This window comes from Leucobacter chromiireducens subsp. solipictus (assembly GCF_016758195.1).
GTDB classification, from domain to species: Bacteria; Actinomycetota; Actinomycetes; order Actinomycetales; family Microbacteriaceae; genus Leucobacter; species Leucobacter solipictus.
On the sequence record NZ_QYAC01000001.1, the window covers coordinates 467,529 to 488,925 of the forward strand.

The window sequence follows — 21,397 nt, forward strand, 5'->3', positions numbered from 1 at the left end:
CCGGATGCCTCCGGGTGGCCCGCCGCTGCGTGCGGGAGGCTAGTCGCCGACAACCGGCAGCACGCGCGTGCGCGCGTGGCCCCGCGCGCCGCGCCGGCCGCCGAAGGCGAGCGCCCCGGTGCCCACGACGCCCAGCACCGCGGCCGCGAGCAGCGCGAATCCGGCCGGATCCCCGCCCGTCTTCGCGAGGGTGCCCGCGGCCCGTGCGTCCGCGGCTTTCGGGGCGGCAACCGGCGTCTGCGTTCCCGGCGTCTGCGTTCCCGGCGTTCCGGTGCCCGGCGTCTCGGTGCCCGGAGTTTCCGTGCCCGGCGTCTCCGTGCCGTCGGTGGGCGGGACCGTCTCTGACGCGCTGAGCGCCCCCACGTGCAGCGCGCGCGTCGTCACGCCGTCGGTGAACCACCAGGCGGGGCGGGATCCGGCGCTCGCGAGGGAGGCCGGAGCGGTGGCGAAGCCCTCGTTGTTCGTGTTGGGAAGATTCGCGGGACGCGCGAAGTGGGCAACGTCCGGTGTGTCGGTCCCGTTGAGCGTGAGGAAGGCGGAGGCACCGTCGCAGCCGTCATCGCAGACGGCCCAGAGCCCGCCACGCACGGTGTCCCAGTCGAGCGCCATCACGCCCGGGAGGCCCGGCTGTAGCTCGGCGATACGTTGTGCGGTCCCGTCCGTGTTCAGGGCAAACGCGAACACCTGCCCGCCGTCCTCCAGCGCGACGAAAAACAGGCCGCCACCGTGCAGCGGGTAGCGCGCAGGATCGTAGGCGGTGCCCGTGTTCGCGTCGACGAGTTTTCCGGCCAGATCCGCGTCGGCCACCCACTCGACCGCCTCGATGCCAAGGTTGGCGCTCACCTGCGGCAGGAGTGCGGTGAGATCCCACTCGGTGGTGGCGACCACGTCCGGGCCGCTCGCCTCGGGGTCCAGCTGCAGGACCACGTTGAAGTTCACGCCCTTCGCGCTGTTGTCGCGCTCGGACGCGAGGTAGACGAAGCCGTCATCCGCGACGGTGATGCCCTCCGTGTCGGGGCCCGCCGCGCGCGGCTGCTCCGCGTCCTTCTGGAACCGGGCGCGCTTGCCCGTCTCCCACCCGGGGGCAAACGTGGCGCTCCCGTCGGCCGCGACCCGCAGCTTCCAGAAGCGACCCTCGCCGTTGTCGACGGCCCACAGGAACGTCCCGTCGGCGGTCTCCTGGGTGTCAAGCCCCGAGCTGTCTTCGAGGAACATCGGGGCCGTGTCGATGGCGGTGGCGTCCGGCGAGCCGGGCCAGGCGGCGGTCTCCAGGGGCGGCTGCTCCGTCCCGCCGTCGTCACCCGTCACGCACTGATTCGCCGCGCCGGGCGTGGGATGCGCCAGCACAAACGGCCCGGTACCGAGTTCGCACCGCGCGAGCGTCGCCTTGGCGGCGTCGCCATCGAGCGTGGCGTGCGCGGTCCAGGCCCCGGTGTCGTCGAGGAGCACGCCCGCCGGGTCGAACAGGCGAATCTGATCGGCGCTCCCGATCCCGATCGCCTCGGGGAACAGTCCGGTCCCCGCCCCGATCACGCCGTGGGAGGTCTCGTCCACGACGAGATACGCTCCCGCCGCGATTGTGCTCCCGGCCGGGAACTTCCAGCTGTGATCGTCAGAGTTGTCGCGCAGCTCGAAGCCGGAGATATCGAGCGCCTCGGTGCCCGTGTTCACGAGTTCGACCCAGTCCGCGGGCTGGGAGTCCACCTCGCTCAGACGCAGCGCCGATTCCGGCGTCGCCGGATCGGCGAAGGTGTTCGGTGCGCCCTTGGTGGGACCGCTCGTGTCGCGCCAGTCGCCGTCCGCCGTGCGGCCGAGCGTGGTCGCGGCGTGCCGCGACCAGGTCACCTCTTCGACAAGCGCGCCCGCGGCGTCGAACAGTCGCACCCGGTCGTCCTTCCCGAGGCCGAAGTCGAAGTGTCCCGCCCCGGATTTCTGCACCTCGTCAAACACCACATACGCGCCGGGGGCCACGACCGTCCCCGCGGGTATGGCGAAACTGTGGCTGTCGTCGCTGTCGCGCAGGACCGCCCCCGAGAGATCGACGGGACTCGATCCCGCGTTGAACAGCTCGATCCAATCGCCCGGCTCCCCGCCGTTCGATTCGATTTCCGAGAGCTGGATGCCGGCGAGGCCGACCGGGGCGACCGCGACGGCGGCGGCCACCGGGCCGAGGGCCAGGCAGCTCGCGCCGAGCGCGCCAGCGGCGAGAACAGCGAGTGGGCGGTGAGATCTCAAGTGTGGCTCCTTCGCGGCGAGTGGATGTCTCCATCGCACCAGCCGCGGGTAGCCGGAAACCGACGCGCGGGTAACGCGCGGGTAACGCGGACCCGAAGGTTCCCCGCGTCACCCGCGCGATGCGCCGCGGTCTACTGCTGAGCGCTGAGCTTCTCCATGAGTCCCGGGGCCCGGCGATCGTACAGTGTGCCGCCCCAGCGCACGCCGATCCAGCACACGGCTGCGCCCCAGACGAGCCCGACGCCGAAGGTCAGCCACACCCACAGCGGGTCGCCCGTGATGCCCGCGGCGATCGTCAGTGCGGCGACCGGGAGGGTGAGCACGAACAAGGAGCCAAAGTTCGCCGCGGTCCCCACGAGGCTGAGCACCGCGGCGCCCGGCTTCGACACAAACGGGTTCTCCCCGGATTGCGGGACGGGCATGACGAACAGGGCGGAGCTCACGCTCGCGATTCCGAGCCCGCTCAGGAGCACCGCACCCGCGAGGCCGAGCAGCGTCGGCAGCTGATCCAGCCGGCCGACGATCACGCTCGTGACCACCGCGACGAGGATCACGAGCGGGGCGGACACCAGGCCCGTCGCCCAGGCACGGCCGATCCGGTCGTCGATCCCGCGGACCCCGCGGAGCAGGTGGGTGCTGAACGCCGTGCCGTCGTACGAGAGGTCCGTGAAGGTGGTGAGAGAGATCATCGCCGCGACAAAAATCGTCGAGGCCGGGAGCATGATGGGCTGTTCGGTGCTCCCCGCGAGGAAACCGAACACGACCGGCATGACCAGGACCACGATGAGGCTCTGCAGGTACCGCGGGTCGCGGATCCAGTAGGTGAATGAGCGAGCTGCGATCGCGCCCCGCGGCGTCGCCGGGAAACGCCCGAACCAGCCCGTGCCCGCCTTGCCCTTGGCCTGGGAACCGCCAGCGAAGGTCCCGAAGTTGGCGAGGTACAGGCCGCGCCAGCCGAAGAACAGCGCGGCCACCGTCGCGAGCGCAATGAGCAGCTTCAGCGCCGCGATTCCCCAGTTCCCGGCGGCGACCTCGACCGGAACCGACCACACGGCCCCGAGCGGCGTCCAGCCGAGAACCTGGGCAAAGCCCGGCAGCTGTTCGCTGAACGTCGTCACGCCCGATCCGATCCCCGCGAGCAGCGGGCCGGCGAGCACCAGCAGGAGCAGCAGGAGCCCGCCGATGATCTCCCGGAACCGGCGGTTCGCGGCGGCTCGGGTCATCAGCGTCATGACGAGCTGGCAGGCGAGCACGCAGGTCACCGCGGCGAGCGGTGCGAGGACGACCGCGACCACCGCGGCACCGGGGGCGCGCAGCCAGGCGAGTGCCGTGGCGGCCGACACCAGCATCGTCACGATCCCGGGCACTCCGAACAGGCTCGCCACCGCGATTCCCGCGACCTGCGTGCCCGGACTCATCGGGAACATCACGAGCCGCGCCGGATCGAGGGTGCGATCCATGCCCGAAACGAGGATCGGGCCGATCATCCACCCGAGGACCAGCGCGGAGCCGCCCAGCACGAGCGCGGTGCGAGCGAGCCCCGGGTCCGCCCACGACAGGGCCACGAGCCCCGTCACGGCGAGCGCGAGCAGGCCGAGTCCGTAGAGCGCGCCGATGATCGCACCCACCAGCTGCCAGGGGTGACGGCTCAGGGTGTTCCACAGCACGCGGAAGCGGAGCGCCACCATGACGCGGATCCGCGCCACGGGCCCGCTCCGCGCCGCGGACACGGCATCGGGATGCGGCGGGAGGACACTCACCGGGGTCAGCCCTGGTTCAGCCACGACGGCCCCTCCAGGTGCTGACGGCCGCCGACGAGCTCGACGAAGCGTTCCTCGAGGGTGGAGGCCCCGCGGACTTCGGCCACCGTGCCGGCGGCCAGCACGCGGCCCTGGGCGATCACCGCGACGTGATCACAGATCCGCTCCACGAGGTCCATCGAGTGGCTCGACACGATGACGGTGCCACCGCCGCGCTGGAAGCCCTGCAGGATATCGCGGATATTGGCTGCCGACACCGGATCGACCGACTCGAACGGTTCGTCCAGCACGAGCAGCCGGGGCGCGTGCACCAGCGCGCACGCGAGCGCGATCTTCTTGGTCATGCCCGCCGAATAGTCGACCACGAGCGTGGTGCCCGCGGACTTCAGATCCAGCATGTCCAACAGATCCGAGCAGCGGCGGGCCACCGTCTCCGCGTCGAGCCCGGCGAGCAGGCCGTTGTAGGTAATGAGCTGCTCGCCCGTGAGGCGGTCGAACAGCTTCACCCCGTCGGCGAGCACGCCGACGAGCTGCTTCGCCTCCTGCGGCCGTTCCCAGACGTCGATCCCGGAGATCAGCGCCTGGCCGAACTCGGGGCGCAACAGCCCCGTGGCCATCGAGAGGGTGGTGGTCTTGCCGGCCCCGTTCGGGCCGACCAGGCCGTAACACGATCCGGAGGGGATCGTCAGCGAGATCCCGTTGACGGCGATCTTCTCACCGAATCGCTTGGCAAGGCCACGCAGTTCGAGCGCGGGAGGGAGAGGTGCGGAGTCCATGATTCCACCCTACCGAGCCTGATCGGCCCGTCACCTCCCCCGCTCGGGGGAGATTTAGCGGTCGAGGTGCCGCTCGGGCGAGCCGATGTAGAGCTGCTGCGGCCGGCCGATCTTGGTCTGCGGATCCTCGCGCGCTTCACGCCACTGCGCGATCCAGCCGGGGAGCCGGCCGATCGCGAACAGCACGGTGAACATGCGGGTCGGGAAGCCCATCGCCTTGTAGATGACACCCGTGTAGAAGTCCACGTTCGGGTAGAGCTTGCGCTCCTTGAAGTAGTCGTCTTCGAGCGCGATCTGCTCAAGCTCGCGAGCGAGGCCGAGCAGCGGATCGTTCACGCCGAGCTCCGCGAGCACCTTGTCGGCGCTCTCGCGTACGATGCGTGCGCGCGGGTCGTAGTTCTTGTAGACGCGGTGTCCGAAGCCCATGAGCTTCACCCCGTCCTCCTTGCGCTTGACCTTCTCCACGAAGGTTTCCACGCTCTGGCCGGAGTCGCGGATCTGCGCGAGCATGTCGAGCACGGCCTCGTTCGCGCCGCCGTGCAGCGGGCCGGAGAGGGCGTTGATGCCGGCCGAGACCGAGGAGAACATGTTCGCGCCGGTGGAACCGACGAGGCGCACCGTCGAGGTGGAGGCGTTCTGCTCGTGGTCGGCGTGCAGGATGAGGAGCTTGTCGAGCGCGTCGACGAGCACCGGGTTCATCTCGTACTTCTCGGCCTTGTTTCCGAAGTTCAGGCGGAGGAAGTTCTCGACGAAGTTCAGGTTGTTGTCCGGGTACAGGAACGCCTGACCCACGGACTTCTTGTGCGCGTAGGCCGCGAGCACCGGAAGCTTCGCCAGCAGGCGGATCGTGTTGACCTCGACGAACTTCGGATCGGTCGTGTCGAGCGAGCTCTCGTAGTAGGTCGACATCGTCTGCAGGCCGCCGGAGAGCACCGCCATGGGGTGCGCCGTGTGCGGCACGCCCTCGAAGTAGTAGCGCATGTCCTCGTGGAGCAGCGTGTGGCGCCGGATCTCCTCGTCAAAGGCACCGAGCTGGTCGGCAGTGGGGAGCTCACCGTAGATCAGGAGGTAGGCAACCTCAAGGAACGTGGAGCTCCGCGCGAGCTCCTCGATCGGGTAGCCGCGGTAGCGCAGAATGCCCTCATCGCCATCGATGTAGGTAATCGACGACTTCGTCGATGCGGTGTTCACAAAGCCGTAGTCCAGCGCGGTGTACCCGCTCTGCTTCGTCAGCGTGCTGACGTCGATCGCGGCGTGGCCGGAGGCTGCCTCACGGATGGGGAACTCGGCGGAGCCACCCGGGAACGTGAGTTTCGCAGTGGCCGCGTTCTGGCCCTGAGTCGATTCGGTCACGTCGTCTCCTCGTGGGGTCTCAATACTGACTGGGCATCGGGTACGACGCCGTTGTTCACCACCTTATCGGCTCCTCAGGACGCCGAGCACCCCCGGGTGGTTCGCGAGGGCGCTCCTGAGAATATATCTCGACGTCGAGCAAAAAGTCGATTCGTGAGGGGATCAGGCACGGGATTGCGGATCCTGCGAGAGATCCGCGATCCCGCGCAGGATCCTCAGGCGAGTCACGAAGATTCGCGCAACCGCCGTGCTGCCGTCGCAATATCTGCGTCGCTCGCGGTGAGCGCAAGACGCACGTGCTGCGGGGAATGCTCGCCGTAGAAGTGTCCCGGACCGACCACGATGCCGCGCGCCGCGAACTCGGCGACGCTGTCCCACGCGTCGACTCCGCGTGTCGCCCACAGGTACAGGCCCGCCTCACTCCCGGAGATCTCGTACCCGGCGGCTTCGAGTGCGGGGCGCAGGATCTCGCGCCGTGCGCGGTACCGCTCACGCTGTTCCGCCACGTGGGCCTCGTCCCGGAGCGCCACGATCATCGCGGCCTGCACCGGGGCGGGAAGCATGAGACCGGCGTGTTTGCGCACTGTGAGCAGGCGTTCCACGAGTTCCGGATCGCCCGCGAGGAAGGCCGCGCGGTATCCCGCGAGGTTCGACTGCTTGCTGAGCGAGTACACGCTGAGCACGCCGCGGTGATCGTCGCCGACGACCGCGGGGTCCAGAATCGAGGGGATCGCGGCGGTGTCCCAGGGCGCGTCCCAGCCAAACTCCGCGTAGCACTCGTCCCCCGCGATCACCGCGCCGAGTTCGCGGGCACGCGCGACGGCGGCCCGGAGCCGGTCGGTGCTGAGCACCCGGCCGTCGGGATTTGCGGGCGAGTTCAGCCACACCAGCCTCGTGTGCTCGGGCCACAGCGCCGGATCGTCCTCCGCGATCGCGTCCGCGCCGACCATCGCCGCGCCCATCGCGTAGCTCGGGTAGGCGATCCGCGGGAACACGACGGCCTCCCCCGCCCCGAGACCCAGCAGGAACGGCAGGAGCGCGACAAGTTCTTTGGATCCGACGGTCGGGAGCACCGCTTCCGGCGCGACCGTGACGCCGCGGCGGCGGCGGAACCACTCCGCGATGGCCTCCCGCAGGCGGGGGCTGCCCGCCGTTGCGGGGTACGCGTGTGCGTCGGTCGCCGCGGCGAGCGCCTCACGCACGCCCGCGGGGCTCGGGTCGACGGGTGAGCCGACCGAGAGGTTCACGGCCCCGTCGGGGTGGCGTTCTGCCTCGGCCGCGAACGGCGCCATCGCGTCCCAGGGATAGTCCGGCAGCGCCGCGCGCATGCGCTTACTCGCCCTGCGGCGGGAGCGCCGCCACGATCGGGTGATCGAAGTCGTACACCCCGGTCTTTGCCGCTCCGCCCGGGGAGCCGATCTCCACGAAGAAGTCCACGTTGGCCGTGTAGTAGTCGGCCCACTCGCTCGGCAGGTCGTCCTCGTAGTAGATGGCCTCGACGGGGCAGACGGGCTCGCACGCACCGCAGTCGACGCACTCGTCCGGGTGGATGTAGAGCATCCGGTCGCCCTCGTAGATGCAATCCACGGGGCACTCATCCACACAGGCGCGATCCTTCACGTCCACGCACGGAAGCGCGATCACATAGGTCACGACGCCCACCTTTCACTCAGCACAACGGATACATTTCAGTCTAACGCCGCCACGCTGAGTGGCGTGCACGCCGGGAGGCCGTGCGTGGCCCGGGCCCGCGCCTCACCCGGATACCTCGCCCCCGTGCGCACCCCAGCCGAACGCGAGCGCCGTCCAGCCGAACGCGAGCGCCGTCCAGCAGGCGAGCAGCAGGATCGGCCCCGCGGCGAAGGACGCCCGGCCGCGACGGCGGGCCACCGCAGCGGCGAGCAGCAGGCCGAGCACCAGGGCGCCCAGATACGCGGTCGCGAGCAGCGCGGGATCGAGCGCCGCGACGGGGAACACGGTCAGCGGCACGAGTTTCAGGTCGCCCGCGCCGAGCGCGGCCGGGCGTGCCAGCCAGCCCAGCACCGCGGCCCCGAGCCCGCACCCCGTGACGGCGAGCGCGGCAAGCAGCCGGGAGCTTTGCCCGCTCACGAGCAGCGCCGCGACGCTCGGGACACCCACGGTGAGGCTCGCCCACCCCAGGACCGGGTTCGGCAGCCGGTGTGTTCGGAGATCCACGCGCGCGAGCCACACGCTCCACCCGCCGAGCAGCGTGACGGCGATGACGGCGAGCGCCGCAGCTGCGAGCGCCGCAGCTGCGAGCGCCGCACCGGAGAGCGACGCACCGGGGACTGATGCACCGGAGACCGATGCCGCCGGCGCGGCTCCCATCGTGCCGAATCTTGCGGCAGCACCCCGTGCAGGATCTCCCCATGCGGCAGCGCCCCATGCGCCGGCTCCTGCGAGGACAGCACCCGCGGCGATCCACCCCCGGTCCGCGACCGTGAGGGTCGCGGCCTCGGCGCGCAGACCGCGGGTGCCCGGAATCACGGCACGACTTCGGTGCCGATCCCCCGCTCGGTGAAGATCTCGAGCAGCACGGAGTGCGGCTCGCGCCCGTCGATGATGGCGGCCTTGGGGACGCCGCCGCGCACCGCGTCGAGGCAGGCGCGCATCTTCGGGATCATGCCGGATTCGAGCGTCGGGAGCAGCTCCTCCAGTTCGCTGGCCTCGATCGAGGACACCAGGGAGTCGCGATCCGGCCAGTTCGCGTAGAGCCCGGCCACGTCGGTGAGGATCACGAGCTTCTCGGCGCCCAGCGCGGCGGCGAGCGCCCCGGCCGCCGCGTCCGCGTTCACGTTCAGCGAGTCGCCGGGGCGATCCGCGTCGGGCGCGATCGAGGACACCACCGGGATCAACCCGGCCTCGAGGAGCGCGAGCACGGGTTCGACGCGCACGTCGACCACGTCGCCCACGAGGCCGAGGTCCACGACGGCGCCGTCCACGGTGATCGGGGGCCGACGGCGGCCCACAAACAGGCCGGCGTCCTCGCCCGTCGTGCCGGCCGCGAGCGGGCCGTGGGCGTTGATCTCGTCGACCAGCTCGGGGTTCACCTTGCCGGTCAGGACCATTCGCACCACTTCCATGGTTTCCGGGGTCGTGACGCGGTAGCCGCCCTGGAACTCGCTCTCGATCCCGAGGCGCTCGAGCATCGCGTTGATCTGCGGCCCGCCTCCGTGCACCACGACCGGGCGGATGCCGGTGTGGCGTAGGTAGACCACGTCCTCGGCGAAGGCGCGCAGCAGCGACTCGTCGATCATCGCGTTGCCGCCGAACTTGATCACCATGATGGCGTCGCGGAACTTCTTGAGCCAGGGCAGGGATTCGATCAGCACCTGCGCCTTCGCGGCGGCCCGGGTGTGGTCGAGGGTCTCAGTTGTCGTGGTCATGCAGCGTCCTTAGCTCGAGTACGCGCTGTTCTCGTGCACGTAGTCGTGCGTGAGGTCGTTGGTGCGGATCGTCGCGGTGTGCTCCCCGGCGAACAGTTCGATCTCGACGTGCGTGCGGCGCGGCGTCAGATCGCACTCCTCAACCGGGCGATCGGGCGCGCCCGCGTGGCAGAGCCGCACCCCGTTGAAGGAGACGTCGACCTGGTACGGGTCGAACGCGGCCTCGGTGGTGCCGATCGCGGCGAGCACGCGGCCCCAGTTCGGGTCGTTGCCGAAGATGGCGGCCTTGAACAGGTTGTTGCGTGCGACCGAGCGCCCCACGTCGACGGCGTCGGCGATGCTCGCAGCCCCGCGCACCTCAATGTCGATGTCGTGGCTCGCCCCTTCGGCGTCGGCCTGCAGCTGTGCGGCGAGGCTGTCGCACACCCCGGCAAGCGCCGCAGCGAACTCTGCTTCCTCGGGGGTGATCCCCGAGGCACCGCTCGACATGAGCGTGACCTGATCGTTGGTCGACATGCAGCCGTCGGAGTCGAGGCGGTCGAAGCTCGGCGCGGTGGCCGCGCGCAGCGCGCGATCGAGCGCGGCATCGTCGAGGGCGGCGTCGGTCGTGATGACAACGAGCATGGTCGCGAGCCCGGGCGCAAGCATGCCCGCCCCCTTGGCCATCGCTCCGATGCTCCAGCCGTCTCCCGCGTGCACGGCGGTCTTCTCGACGGAGTCGGTGGTGAGGATCGCGGCGGGCGCGGTCACGTCGGTATCGCTCAGTCGGGTCAGCAGTTCGGGCACGCCGCCGACGATCTTGTCACGAAAGCTCTGGTCGCCCGTGCCGATCAGGCCCGTGGAACACACCAGGATTTCTTCGGCTTCGCTCGGCAGGCCAGCCGCCGTCAGCCCAGTCGCCACGGCTTCCGCGGTGAGCCGGGTCGTGTCGTAGCCGAAGTCGCCGGTGAAGCAGTTCGCCCCGCCCGAGTTCAGGATGATCGCGCGCGCGGGGCCTTCCTGCACGACCTTGCGGCTCCACAGGATCGGATTCGCCTGCGCACGGTTGCTCGTGAACACCACCGCGCTCGCCGGGGCAGGCCCGTCGTTCACGACGAGGGCCAGATCCGGCTTCCCCGTGCTCTTCAGGCCGACGGCGATCCCCGCCGAGCGGAATCCTGCTGGGGTGGTGACGGTCACGATCTCTCCTTGCGCGTTCAGTGGTGCGGGTCTGTGGGGTGTGCGGGATGCGAGCGAGGCGCTACGGGGCGACGCCGTTCACGCTCAGCCCGGTCTGCTCGGGAAGGCCGAGCGCGATGTTTGCGGACTGAATTGCCGCGCCCGCGGTGCCCTTCGCGAGGTTGTCGAGCGCCGCGACGACCACGACGCGGTCCGCGGCCTCATCGATCGCGAGGCCCATCAGGCAGGTGTTGGCCCCCAAGGTATCCGCGGTGCGCGGGAACTCCCCCGCTGGTAGCACGTGCACGAAGCTCTCCCCCTCGTAGGCGCGCTCCCACGCGGCACGCACCTCCGCGGCGCTCACGCCGGGGACGAGCTTCGCCGTCGAGGTCGCGAGGATGCCGCGGCTCATGGGGACGAGCACCGGCGTGAAGCTGAGCGTGACCTCGCCGCGCGCGCCGGCCCGGCGGAGCGACTGCTGGATCTCGGGGATGTGGCGGTGTGTGCCGCCGACGGCGTACGGGTTTGCGGTCCCCATGAGCTCTGCGCCGAGGAGGTGGGTCTTCGCGGCTTTGCCCGCGCCGGAGGGCCCGACCGCAAGCACCGTCACGATGTCGTCCGGCTCGATCACCCCGGCTGCGATGCCGGGGGCGAGGGAGAGCGCCACCGTGGACGCGTTACACCCGGGGGCCGCGATCCGGGTCGCCCCGACGAGCGCGTCGCGCTGGCGATTTCCGCCCTCTGCTGTGGGGTCGGCGACGATCAGTTCGGGGACGCCGTACGTCCACGCTTCGTGGTGCTCGCCGCCGTAGAACGCCGCCCAGTCGGCGGCGTCGGTGAGCCGGTGGTCGGCCCCGCAGTCCACGGCGAGGCGCACGTCGGTGAGCTGCGCGGTGAGCGCGCCCGAAGCACCGTGCGGCAGCGCGAAGAACACGATGTCGTGGCCGTCGAGCACCTCGGCGGTGGTCTCCCCCAGCGTGAGGTGCGCGAGCGACCGCAGGTGCGGCTGCGTCGCGATGAGCGGCTGACCGGCGGTGGAGTGCCCCGTGACGGTGCGCACCTCGAATTCCGGGTGCCCGGCCAACAGCCGCAACAGCTCTCCTCCGGCGTATCCCGACGCCCCTGCAACCGCCACGCTGTACGTCATCGACGCTCCTTCCGCATGCCAACCCCTCTATTCTGGCACTTCGCCGGGCACGGCCGGGCCCGCCCTCCACAGGGCCGGGCCCGGTACTCCCCGAATTTCGAGCGGATGCCACGCTGTGAGCGACACCCGCGCGGCGGCTTAGCGATGCGTAAAGTTCGCGTCCCGCTTCTCCGCGAAGGCGCGCATGCCCTCCTTCTGATCCGCGGTGGCAAACGCTGCGGCGAACGCGAGGCGCTCAAAGCGCAGCCCCTCGGACAGCGGCATTTCCTGCGCCGCCTGCAGCGCGTCCTTCGCCGAATAGAGTGCCGGCAACGACTTCGCGGCGATGGTCGCCGCCGTCTGTTCGGCGTCGGCGAGCAACTCGTCGGCCGGCACGACGCGCGCCACGAGCCCGGAGCGCTCGGCCTCGTCCGCCCGCATCATGCGGCCGGTGAGCACCATCTCCGCGGCCTTCGCCTTCCCGATCGCGCGCGGAAGTCGCTGCGATCCCCCGAAGCCCGGAAGCACGCCCAGGTTGATCTCGGGCTGACCGAATTTCGCGGTGTCCGCCGCGAGGATGAAATCGCACATCATGGCCAGTTCGCAGCCACCGCCGAGCGCAAAGCCCGCGACCGCGGCGATCACCGGGGTCCGCATCCGCTCGAAGCCGCCCCAGCCCGGGAACGGGCCGCCCAGGAACATGTCGCTAAAACCGAGTTCCGCCATCTCCTTGATGTCGGCGCCCGCGGCGAATGCGCGCTCGGACCCCGTGATCACGATGCAGCCGATCTCGGGCGAGGCGTCGAACGCGAGCGATGCCTCGATCAGTTCGGTGACGAGCGTCGAGTTCAGCGCGTTCAGCGCCTCGGGCCGGTTCAGGGTGATCCACCCGACCCGGCCGCGCACCTCCGTCAGGATTGCCGTGTACTCGGGCTGTGCTGCGTCGCTCATGTGGGCCTCTCGCTCGGGGTGCAGGGTCATGGGGCGCTCGCGCAACCGCGCGCAAGGCTTCCCCTCACCCTAAGCCTCCCACCCCGCACCCCGCGCCGAAAGCGCGAAAACGCACCGCGCCACGGCCCGCGAGCGTGCGATCCCGCGCCCATCGCCTGCCCCACCTGCCACCGGCCACCTGCCACCGGCCACCGGGCTCACCAGCCCGGGGCCCCGCGCCCCGAGAACCACCGCCTGACCGAGTCACCCTGCACGACCCTTATGAGCGCGCCCGAGCCAAATTCCCGCGAAAATGGGTCGGTTTAGATAATTTGCCAGGGTTTCGGTGCGACATCCCGGCGGGACGCACCACCGCGGCACCCCGGCGGGACGCACCACCGCGACACCCCGCCTAGAGCTCCGCGATGATCAGCTTCTTCATCGTCAGCATGCGTTCGAAGGCGCCGGGGTGCTCCATCAGCTCCCCGATGTTCTCCGGGACGATCTGCCAGCTCACCCCGAAGCGGTCCGTGAGCCAGCCACACGCCTCCGCCTCCGGCACCGCCGACAGCGCGTCCCACAGCCGGTCGATCTCGGCCTGATCGGGGCACCGCACCTCGAGCGACATCCCGGGGGTGAACGTGAAGTCTTGCGGCACCCCGGAGTCCATCGCGGTGAACCACTGCGCGTCGGGCCCGGGACCCCCGACCCGAAACTCTCCGAACATGATCGATTCGGGGGTGGCCGGCCCGGTCTCCTGCCCGTAGGGCACACGCGTTCCCGGCGCGGCGTCCGCGAGTACTTCCGTGTAGAACGCCACCGCCTCGCTCGCCCGATTCTGCGCGGCACCGCCGAACATCAGGCTCGGCATGACGAACGGTCGCGGGTCCCCCTCGGGGTTCGTGAGGATGAGCTGCCAGCTCACCCCGTAGCGGTCCTCCACCCAGCCGTAGCACGGGCTGAACGGATATTCCGCGAGCGGCATGAGCACGCGCCCGCCCGCGCTGAGCGCGGCCCAGCTGCGCTCGAGCGCGGCGCGCGCCGCGGCGGCCTGCGCCGCGTCGTCTCCGGCGTCGGCGAAGAAGAGCGGATCGAAGTTCAGCATGAGCGAGAGCGCGGGATTCGGCCGGAACTCCCCGCCCGCGTTGATCAGCACGAGCCGGGTCCCCCAGACGTCCACGGCGACCGTGAGCGGCTCACCCGCGAACGGTTCTTGAAAGTCGAGCAGCCCCGACATCGGGTAGCGCGACTCGATCTCGAAGCTCGTGTGCGGCAGCGCGGCAGCGTAGAACGCGCCCGCCTCGGCCGCGGTGCCGACGCACCAGATGTTGGGCACGATGCGTTGCAGCGTCGGTGCTGTCGGTTGCGTCGTCGGTGCCATGGTCCTCATCCCCTCACCCGCACGCGGGCCGGATCGGCCCGCGCCTGGGGCAAGTATCCGCCCGCGGGGCGCGGATCACAACCGGGAGTTTTCCCCGAATACGGCGCAGGCCGACCCCAAGTGGGGCCGGCCTGCGCCGCGCGGAGTGCCGGATCAGTCGCGCAGCTTCGCGTCGAACGCGAGCTCGGCGGCGGCCACACCGGCGAGCTTCGCCTCGCTCGCCTCCTCGGCCTTCAGCGTGCGGTCCGCAGCGCGGAACCGGAGGGCGAAGGTCAGAGCTTTCTGTCCCTCGGGAATCCCGGTGCCGCGGTAGTCGTCCACGATCCGTGCCTGCTCGAGCAGTGCGCCCGCGCCGACCGTGACGACGGCGAGCACGTCACCGGCGGGCACCTCCGCGTCGACCACGAGGGTCAGATCCTGCGTGGCCGCCGGATAGGTGGAGAGCTGGTGCGTCTCCGGCTCGCGCGGGGCGAGCTCGATGAGCCGATCCAGGTCGAGCTCGAACGCCATCACCCGGCCGGGCAGGTGGCTGTCCGCGGCGAGTTCCGGCAGCAGCTCGCCGGCGACGCCCACGGGCTCCAGTCCGTCGTCCACGCGGATGCTCAGCTCGGCGGTGCGGCCCGGGTGGAAGGCGCGGTGCGCCCCCTGGGTGACCACGAGTTCCGCGGACACGGCCTCAGCGACCGTGCGTGCCGCGTCGAGCGCGTCGGCCCAGTCGAAGGCGCGCGGGGTTTCCCCCGCCTGCTTCGCGACGGCCTCGCCGAGGAGCAGGCCCGCGGCGCGGCGCGGCTGGGCCGGGACCGAGGCGTACAGCGCGTCAAGCGTCTCGGTGTCCGGCTTCTGCGCGAGCGGCGGGACGTCGGCGGTGCCGAGCCCGGCGGCCGGCACGAACACCGCGCCGAACTCCACGAGCGCGAGGTCGGTGAGCCCGCGTGACGCGTTGCGCCGCGCCGCGGTCACGAGTCCGGGCAGCAGCGAGCGCCGCATGAACGAGAATTCGCTGTCGAGCGCGTTCGCGAGCTTCACGGCGGGCACCGGGGCCCCCGCGGCCACGTGGCCGGGGCTCGCCACCTCCTGCGTGACCCCGTCGATCACGGGGGCGACGGGCTCCACGCCCGCGCCGAAGGCGTCGAGCTGCGCCTGGCTCACGAAGGGATAGCTCTGCACCTCGTCGAGGCCCGCGGCGGTGACGACGTTCGCGGCGCGGCGGCGCAGGCGCTGCGCGCGGGTGAGCCCGCGCCCGGGGGGCGCGACGGGCAGCACGGACGGGATGCGGTCGTAGCCGACGACGCGCGCGATCTCCTCGATCAGGTCGGCGGTGCGGCCGAGGTCGGAGCGCCAGCTCGGCGGGGTCACGATCAGCTCGGTGCCGGCGGCGTCCGCCTCCGTCACGGTGCAGCCGATCATCTCGACGGCGCCGCGCGCCTCCGCGTCGCTGTAGTCGGCGCCGGTGAGGCCGTTGACGCGTGCCAGCGGCAGGCGGACCTCGCTCGGGGTCCAGGGGGCCACGACCTCCGCGCCCAGCTCGTCCGCGGTGCCGCCGGCGAGCTCGACAAGCAGCTCCACCATGCGCTGCGCGGCCGCGCGGGCCACGAGCGGGTCGACGCCGCGCTCGAAGCGCTTGGAGGCCTCGCTCGAGAGCTTGTGGCGGCGCGCGGTGCGCGCGATCGACACCGGGTCGAAGGTCGCCGCTTCCACCAGCACGTCGGTCGTCGACTCGTCGGCCTTCGTCGATTCCCCGCCCATGACGCCGGCGAGGCCGATCGCGCCGGACTCGTCGGCGATCACGAGGTCCTCGGGGTGCAGCGTGCGCTCCTGGCCGTCAAGGGTGACGAGCGTCTCCCCCGCCGCCGCGCGACGCACCGTGATCCCGCCGTTCAGCTTCGCGAGGTCGTAGGCGTGCAGCGGCTGGCCGAGCTCGAGCATCACGTAGTTCGAGATGTCGACCTCGAGCGACAGGCTGCGGATCCCCGCGAGCTGCAGCCGGGCCACCATCCAGGCCGGGGTCGGCCGCGACTGGTCGATCCCGCGCACCGTGCGCGCGACGAAGCCCGTGGCACCGGCGCGCTCGCGGATCGGGGCCTGATCGTCCAGGGTGACCGGGAAACCGGTCCCCGCCACCGGGGTGACCGCGAATGCCGGATCGCGGAACGCGGCCCCCGTCGCGTGCGACAGCTCGCGGGCGACGCCACGGATCGAGAACGCGTAGCCGCGGTCCGGGGTGACATTGATCTCCACCGCGGTCTGGTCGAGCCCGAGCAGCGCCTTCGCGTCCGCGCCGGCGGGGGCGTCGATGCCGAGGCGCGAGAGCACGATGATGCCGTCGTGGTCGTCACCGAGCGTGAGTTCCCGCGCGGAGGCGATCATGCCGTCCGACACGTGACCGTAGGTCTTGCGGGCCGAGATCTCGAAGCCGCCCGGCAGCACCGCGCCCGGCAGGCTCACGACGACACGATCGCCCGCGTCGAAGTTGTGCGCACCGCAGACGATGCCGCGCACGTCGGCACCGCCGTCGGCGGCGAGCTCCCCCTCGGGGGCGACGCGCACCTGGCACCAGTTCACGGTCTTGCCGTTCGAGTGCTCCTCGGGTTCGCGGGACAGCACCTCGCCGACGACCACGGGCCCCGTGACGTCGAATCGGCGGATGTCCTCTTCCTCGAAGCCGACCCGGACGAGGTCCGCGTGGACCTGCTCCGGGGTGACCGCTGCGGGCAGCTCGACGTATTCGCCGAGCCAGCTGAGTGGAACGCGCATTAGACCAGTCCTCCGAACTGACGGTTGAAGCGGACGTCGCCCTCCACCATGTCTCTCATGTCATTAATGTCGTGGCGGAACTGCAGCGTGCGCTCCAGCCCCATGCCGAAGGCGAATCCCTGGAACTCGTCCGGGTCGATTCCGGCCGCGGCGAGCAGCTTCGGATCGACCATGCCGCACCCGCCCCATTCGACCCAGCGCGCCCCGCCCTTGGCGTTCGGCTGCCACACGTCCATCTCGGCCGAGGGCTCGGTGAACGGGAAGAAGTTGGGGCGGAGCCGGATCTTGGCCTCCGCGCCGAACATCTGGCGCGCGAAGTGCTCGAGCGTGCCGCGCAGGTGCGCCATCGTCAGGCCGCGGTCGATCGCGATGCCCTCGATCTGGTGGAACACGGGGGTGTGCGTGGCGTCGAGCTCGTCCGTGCGGTAAACGCGGCCCGGTGCCACGACGTACACGGGGAGTTCGCGCTCGAGCAGCGAGCGGATCTGCACCGGCGACGTATGGGTGCGCAGCAGCAGGTGCCGGTCGGCGGGCTCGACGAAGAACGTGTCCTGCATCGCGCGAGCCGGGTGGTCGGGATCGAAGCCGAGCGCGTCAAAGTTGAACCACTCGTGCTCGATCTCGGGCCCCTCGGCAACCTCCCAGCCCATGCCGATGAAGATGTCGGACGCCTCGTCCTGCAGCTGCGCGAGCGGGTGCCGCGACCCGGCGTGCCGGCGCGTGGGGGCGGCGGTCACGTCGACGGTCTCGGCGACGAGCCGCGCGGCCGCTTCGAGCTCCACGAGCTCGGCCTCGCGCGCCCTAAAAGCGCCCTCAACCCGGCCGCGAGCCTGCCCCATGAGCTTGCCGGTTGCGGCCTTCTCGTCCTTGGGCACCTCGCGCATTCGCGCGTTGAGCTGGGCGATGGCAGAGCCATCGCCGGCGTGCTCGGTGCGCGCGGCTTTCAGTGCGGCAACCGATTCGGCTGCGGTGAATGCGGCGAGCGCCGCCGCGACGGCCGCGTCGGCGGCTTCCTGGGTGATCGGATTGAGGTCAGACACGGGTGTTGAGTCTACCCTGTGTGCCGCCGCTCTGGCTCGGGTTCCAGCCACATCCGGGTAGCATGGGGCCATGCAGAGTTCGCGACACGCAGCGCGCGCTCGCCCGGCGATCCGGGTGAGCCGCGGTGCCCGCGTTCTCAGGGGGGCTGCGGGGGCGCTCGTCGCGACGCTGCTTGCCGCGGCCTCGCACGGGATCGCGGGCGGCGTCATCACCTGGGCCTCGGTCGTCGCGACCGTGATCTTCACGCTGCCGTTGTGCGTCGCGCTCGCCGGGCGCGTGGGTTCGCTGTGGCGGCTGAGCGTCGCCGTCGCCGCGTCGCAGTTCGTCTATCACTGGACCTTTGCGGGGCTGGGGCTCACGAGCGGCGCGGCCGCCGGCACCCCGATGGCCTCCCCGCACGCCGCCCACCTCGCGGCGATCCAATCGTTTGCACCGGATCTGGCGTCGGCCGGGGCCGCCGATGCCTCCATGTGGTTCTGGCACGCGGTCGCCGCGGCGCTCACGATCGGGCTTCTGGCGCGCGGCGAGCGGGCGGGCAGCGCGCTGCTCCGCACCCTCCTTCGGGCCCTGCCGGTTGCGGTCGTGCGGACCCCGCTCCCCGCGCCTCGTCCCGCGCTGCAGCTCGCGGCACCGCGCTTCCCCCTGCGCGATCAGCTCTTCTCCTCGGCAGCGATCACGCACCGCGGCCCGCCCTGCGCGGTCTGATCCAGTTTCTTCTCCATTTCTCCTCGGCTCGGGATCACGCGGCAACCGCCGCCTGGCGAGCCCTCATTCCGGCGACCCCGCCGAAGGAAAGCAGACCGCTATGTCCCGTCCGAACACCCGCTCCCTGACCCCGCTTGATTCCGCCCGCGCCCGCGTGCGCACGGCCACGCGTCGCACGCACGGTGCCGCTGCGGCGGTGCTGCTGCTCGCCGGCGCGTCCCTGTTCGGGGTCGCTTCCCCGGCACTCGCGCATGACGAGCTCATCAACACCACCGTCGTGGCGAATGAGGCCTCGGGCGAGGCGCAGGCGTTCCAGCTGACGTTCAGCAACAGCATCATCGAGGTCGGCACCGAGATCCTGGTGACGGGACCCGACGGCGAGGATGCGGCGGACGGCGGCCCGGAGATCGAGGGACCGAAGGTCACGCAGGCCCTCGCGGCGGATCTCGCCCCCGGCGACTACGCCGCGGCCTGGCGCGTGGTGTCGAGCGACGGCCACCCCATCGAGGGCGTCTTCGGGATCGCGATCGCTGCGGACGGGAGCGGCGAGATCGTCGCCGCCCCCACCCCCTCGGGCACCACATCGGAGACAGAAACTGAGATCACGGCCGAGGGCGATTCCGCGCCGGCCGAGGAGTCCGACGGCCTGCCCGTCGGCGCGATCATCGCGATCGCGGTCGGCGGGGTTGCGGTCGTCGCCGGCGGCGTCACCGCCGCGATCGTCGCGAATCGCCGACGCGCACAGGGCATGGCCGCCGACGCGGCACCCGGCGCGGACTCCTGATCCACCGAGATTTCACTGACACACACTTGCTGAAAGGCACACTCTGATGAACCAGATTTTTGCACGCCCCACCCCCGCACGCCGGGTCCTCGCGATCTCCGGGGCCGCGCTCGCGGCGACGCTCCTGTTGAGCGGCTGCTCCAGCGCTCCGGCCGCATCCGATCCGAAGGCTTCGGCGGAGACCGCGACGGATGCGACGGCGGCCTTCGAGCTCGCCGACGGCTGGGCCAAGGCGGGCGACGGGATGACCGGCGTGTTCGGATCGCTCACGAACTCCGGCGACGAGGATCTCACCCTCGTCAGCGTGGCGAGCCCGGCGGCCGGGATGATCGAGCTGCACGAGACGGTCACCACCGGCGCGAACGCCACCATGCGCGAGAAGGAGGGCGGCTTTGTGATCCCGGCCGGCGGATCCTATGAGCTCGAGCCGGGCGGCGACCACATCATGTTCATGGACCTCGCGCAGCCCCTGCTCGCCGGCGACGAGGTGAAGCTCACACTCACCTTCGCCGATGGGTCCACCGTGAAGACCAGCGTGCTCGTGAAGGACTACGAGGGCGCGCAGGAGAACTACGAGGATGTCGAGGGCATGGACCACGGCGACATGGAGGGCATGGACCACGGCGACACGGACCAGAGCGACACCGACGCGGGGGCGTCACATGCCGAGCATGCCGGATAGCACCCTCGACGCTCGCACGCCGCCGGAGGCCCGCGACGCGCGGCGCTTCGGGCGGCGTGCCCTGCTCACCGGGGGTGCCGCGGGTGCCGGAATCGGGGCCGCGCTCGGCCTCGGTGCGGCGCTCGGGATCCCCGCGCTCCGTGATTCCGCGGGTGCCACGGCCGAGGCCGTCGCGTTCGGGGGCGAGACGCTGCCGTGCCACGGCGCGCACCAGGCCGGGGTGACCACCCCGCCAACCGCGCACCAGCGCTACGTCGCCTACACGCTGAAGCCGGAGACCGACCGGGCCGGCCTCGTCCGGATGTTCCGGATTCTGACGGGCGACGTCGAGGGGCTCACCTCGGGGGTCGCTCCCCTCGCGGATTCCGAGCCGGAGCTCGCCGCGCGCCCGTCTCGGCTCACCGTCACCGTGGGCGTGGGTCCCGGCCTGGTTGATCGCGTCGATCCGGCGCTCCGGCCCGAGTGGCTTGCACCGCTGCCGAAGTTCAGCCTCGATCAGCTCGATGGGCGGCATGACGGGGGCGATCTGCTGATCCTGCTCCAGGCAGACGATCCGCTCCCGATCGCGCACGCCGCCCGCATGCTGCACCGGGATCTTCGGAGCTTCGCGGATCACGCCTGGACGCAGCAGGGGTTCCGGCAGGCGCGAGCGTCCGAGCCTGACGGCACCACCATGCGCAACCTCATGGGGCAGGTTGACGGCACCATCAATCCCGACCCCGCCGACGAGGACTTCTCCGAACTCGTGTGGGTACAGGCATCGGATGCTCGGCCGGCGGCGACCGCCTGGCTCACCGGTGGGAGCGCGCTCGTGCTGCGCCGGATCCGGATGGAGCTCGACACCTGGGATCGTGTGGATCGGCCGGGCCGCGAGCAGACCATCGGGCGCACGCTCGCCGATGGGGCACCGCTCACGGGCGGAACCGAGCACACGCCCGTGGACTACGAGGCGAAGAACGAGATCGGTTTGCCGGTCATTCCGAGCTACGCGCACATTCGGCGCGCGCGCTCGGAGGACCCCTCCGAGCGGATCTTCCGCCGCGCGGTGAACTACGACGAGGGCGGCGAATCCGGCCTCCTCTTCGCCTGCTACCAGCGCAACCCGCTGCGGCAGTTCGTCCCGATTCAGCAGCGACTCGACGAGCTCGACCTGCTCAACGAGTGGGTGACCCACACCGGCTCGGCCGTGTTTGCGATCCTGCCCGGATTCCGGGACGGGCAACTCCTCGGGGGCACGCTCCTGGGAGAGACGCCGAGCGCCGGGTAGCTCCGCGGCGCACTGAGGGGTCGCTGTGAGGCGGCGGC

General features: G+C 71.0%; 18 protein-coding genes. 4 read left to right on the forward strand and 14 right to left on the reverse strand.

Annotated features, from left to right (window positions below):
- Positions 1 to 39: 39 nt before the first annotated feature.
- The 14 genes from D3230_RS02165 to pheS form a co-directional block, all read right to left on the reverse strand.
- On the reverse strand, positions 40 to 2,235 hold the full coding sequence (locus tag D3230_RS02165) for a lamin tail domain-containing protein (RefSeq protein WP_202343347.1): 2,196 nt from the start codon (positions 2,233 to 2,235) through the stop codon (positions 40 to 42).
- Positions 2,236 to 2,366: 131 nt separating this feature from the next.
- The gene (locus tag D3230_RS02170; RefSeq protein ID WP_202343348.1) at positions 2,367 to 4,019 is read right to left on the reverse strand and encodes a transporter; all 1,653 of its coding nucleotides are present in this window, start codon (positions 4,017 to 4,019) and stop codon (positions 2,367 to 2,369) included.
- Positions 4,001 to 4,771 (reverse strand): ABC transporter ATP-binding protein, encoded by a 771-nt coding sequence (locus D3230_RS02175; RefSeq protein WP_202343349.1) that lies wholly within the window; start codon positions 4,769 to 4,771, stop codon positions 4,001 to 4,003. The genes D3230_RS02170 and D3230_RS02175 overlap by 19 nt, the downstream gene beginning before the upstream one ends.
- Before the next feature lie 54 nt (positions 4,772 to 4,825).
- Complete coding sequence (locus D3230_RS02180) at positions 4,826 to 6,124, reverse strand: citrate synthase (protein ID WP_202343350.1); 1,299 nt, start codon at positions 6,122 to 6,124, stop codon at positions 4,826 to 4,828.
- 224 nt (positions 6,125 to 6,348) lie between these two features.
- On the reverse strand, positions 6,349 to 7,452 hold the full coding sequence (dapC, locus tag D3230_RS02185) for a succinyldiaminopimelate transaminase (protein ID WP_202343351.1): 1,104 nt from the start codon (positions 7,450 to 7,452) through the stop codon (positions 6,349 to 6,351).
- Positions 7,453 to 7,456: 4 nt separating this feature from the next.
- A complete protein-coding gene (fdxA, locus tag D3230_RS02190; protein WP_202343352.1) occupies positions 7,457 to 7,777 on the reverse strand; it encodes a ferredoxin in 321 nt (106 codons plus the stop codon).
- Between the two features lie 102 nt (positions 7,778 to 7,879).
- A complete protein-coding gene (locus D3230_RS02195; protein ID WP_202343353.1) occupies positions 7,880 to 8,473 on the reverse strand; it encodes a hypothetical protein in 594 nt (197 codons plus the stop codon).
- A 155-nt stretch (positions 8,474 to 8,628) separates the two neighbouring features.
- Positions 8,629 to 9,531 carry an acetylglutamate kinase gene (gene argB / locus D3230_RS02200; RefSeq protein ID WP_202343354.1) on the reverse strand — a complete coding sequence of 301 codons (903 nt, stop codon included), beginning with the start codon at positions 9,529 to 9,531 and terminating at the stop codon, positions 8,629 to 8,631.
- Positions 9,532 to 9,540: 9 nt separating this feature from the next.
- Positions 9,541 to 10,710, reverse strand: coding sequence for a bifunctional glutamate N-acetyltransferase/amino-acid acetyltransferase ArgJ (gene argJ, locus D3230_RS02205; protein WP_202343355.1), 1,170 nt, complete (start codon positions 10,708 to 10,710; stop codon positions 9,541 to 9,543).
- A gap of 61 nt (positions 10,711 to 10,771) precedes the next feature.
- Positions 10,772 to 11,836 carry an N-acetyl-gamma-glutamyl-phosphate reductase gene (gene argC / locus D3230_RS02210; RefSeq protein ID WP_202343356.1) on the reverse strand — a complete coding sequence of 355 codons (1,065 nt, stop codon included), beginning with the start codon at positions 11,834 to 11,836 and terminating at the stop codon, positions 10,772 to 10,774.
- 138 nt (positions 11,837 to 11,974) lie between these two features.
- Positions 11,975 to 12,766, reverse strand: a complete 792-nt coding sequence (locus D3230_RS02215) for an enoyl-CoA hydratase (protein ID WP_202343357.1) — start codon at positions 12,764 to 12,766, stop codon at positions 11,975 to 11,977.
- 391 nt (positions 12,767 to 13,157) lie between these two features.
- Positions 13,158 to 14,126, reverse strand: a complete 969-nt coding sequence (locus tag D3230_RS02220) for a VOC family protein (RefSeq protein ID WP_202343358.1) — start codon at positions 14,124 to 14,126, stop codon at positions 13,158 to 13,160.
- A gap of 153 nt (positions 14,127 to 14,279) precedes the next feature.
- Positions 14,280 to 16,880, reverse strand: coding sequence for a phenylalanine--tRNA ligase subunit beta (gene pheT / locus D3230_RS02225; RefSeq protein WP_202343359.1), 2,601 nt, complete (start codon positions 16,878 to 16,880; stop codon positions 14,280 to 14,282).
- The gene (gene pheS / locus D3230_RS02230) at positions 16,880 to 17,920 is read right to left on the reverse strand and encodes a phenylalanine--tRNA ligase subunit alpha (RefSeq protein ID WP_202343360.1); all 1,041 of its coding nucleotides are present in this window, start codon (positions 17,918 to 17,920) and stop codon (positions 16,880 to 16,882) included. The genes pheT and pheS overlap by 1 nt, the downstream gene beginning before the upstream one ends.
- Before the next feature lie 70 nt (positions 17,921 to 17,990).
- On the opposite strand from pheS, the gene D3230_RS02235 reads away from it, so the two are divergent.
- The 4 genes from D3230_RS02235 (at position 17,991) to D3230_RS02250 (ending at position 21,359) form a co-directional block, all read left to right on the forward strand.
- Positions 17,991 to 18,626, forward strand: a complete 636-nt coding sequence (locus tag D3230_RS02235) for a hypothetical protein (RefSeq protein WP_202343361.1) — start codon at positions 17,991 to 17,993, stop codon at positions 18,624 to 18,626.
- A 100-nt stretch (positions 18,627 to 18,726) separates the two neighbouring features.
- Positions 18,727 to 19,410, forward strand: coding sequence for a copper resistance CopC family protein (locus D3230_RS02240; RefSeq protein ID WP_202343362.1), 684 nt, complete (start codon positions 18,727 to 18,729; stop codon positions 19,408 to 19,410).
- 46 nt (positions 19,411 to 19,456) lie between these two features.
- The gene (locus tag D3230_RS02245) at positions 19,457 to 20,092 is read left to right on the forward strand and encodes a copper chaperone PCu(A)C (protein WP_202343363.1); all 636 of its coding nucleotides are present in this window, start codon (positions 19,457 to 19,459) and stop codon (positions 20,090 to 20,092) included.
- On the forward strand, positions 20,082 to 21,359 hold the full coding sequence (locus D3230_RS02250; RefSeq protein ID WP_202343364.1) for a Dyp-type peroxidase: 1,278 nt from the start codon (positions 20,082 to 20,084) through the stop codon (positions 21,357 to 21,359). The genes D3230_RS02245 and D3230_RS02250 overlap by 11 nt, the downstream gene beginning before the upstream one ends.
- Positions 21,360 to 21,397 lie beyond the last annotated feature (38 nt).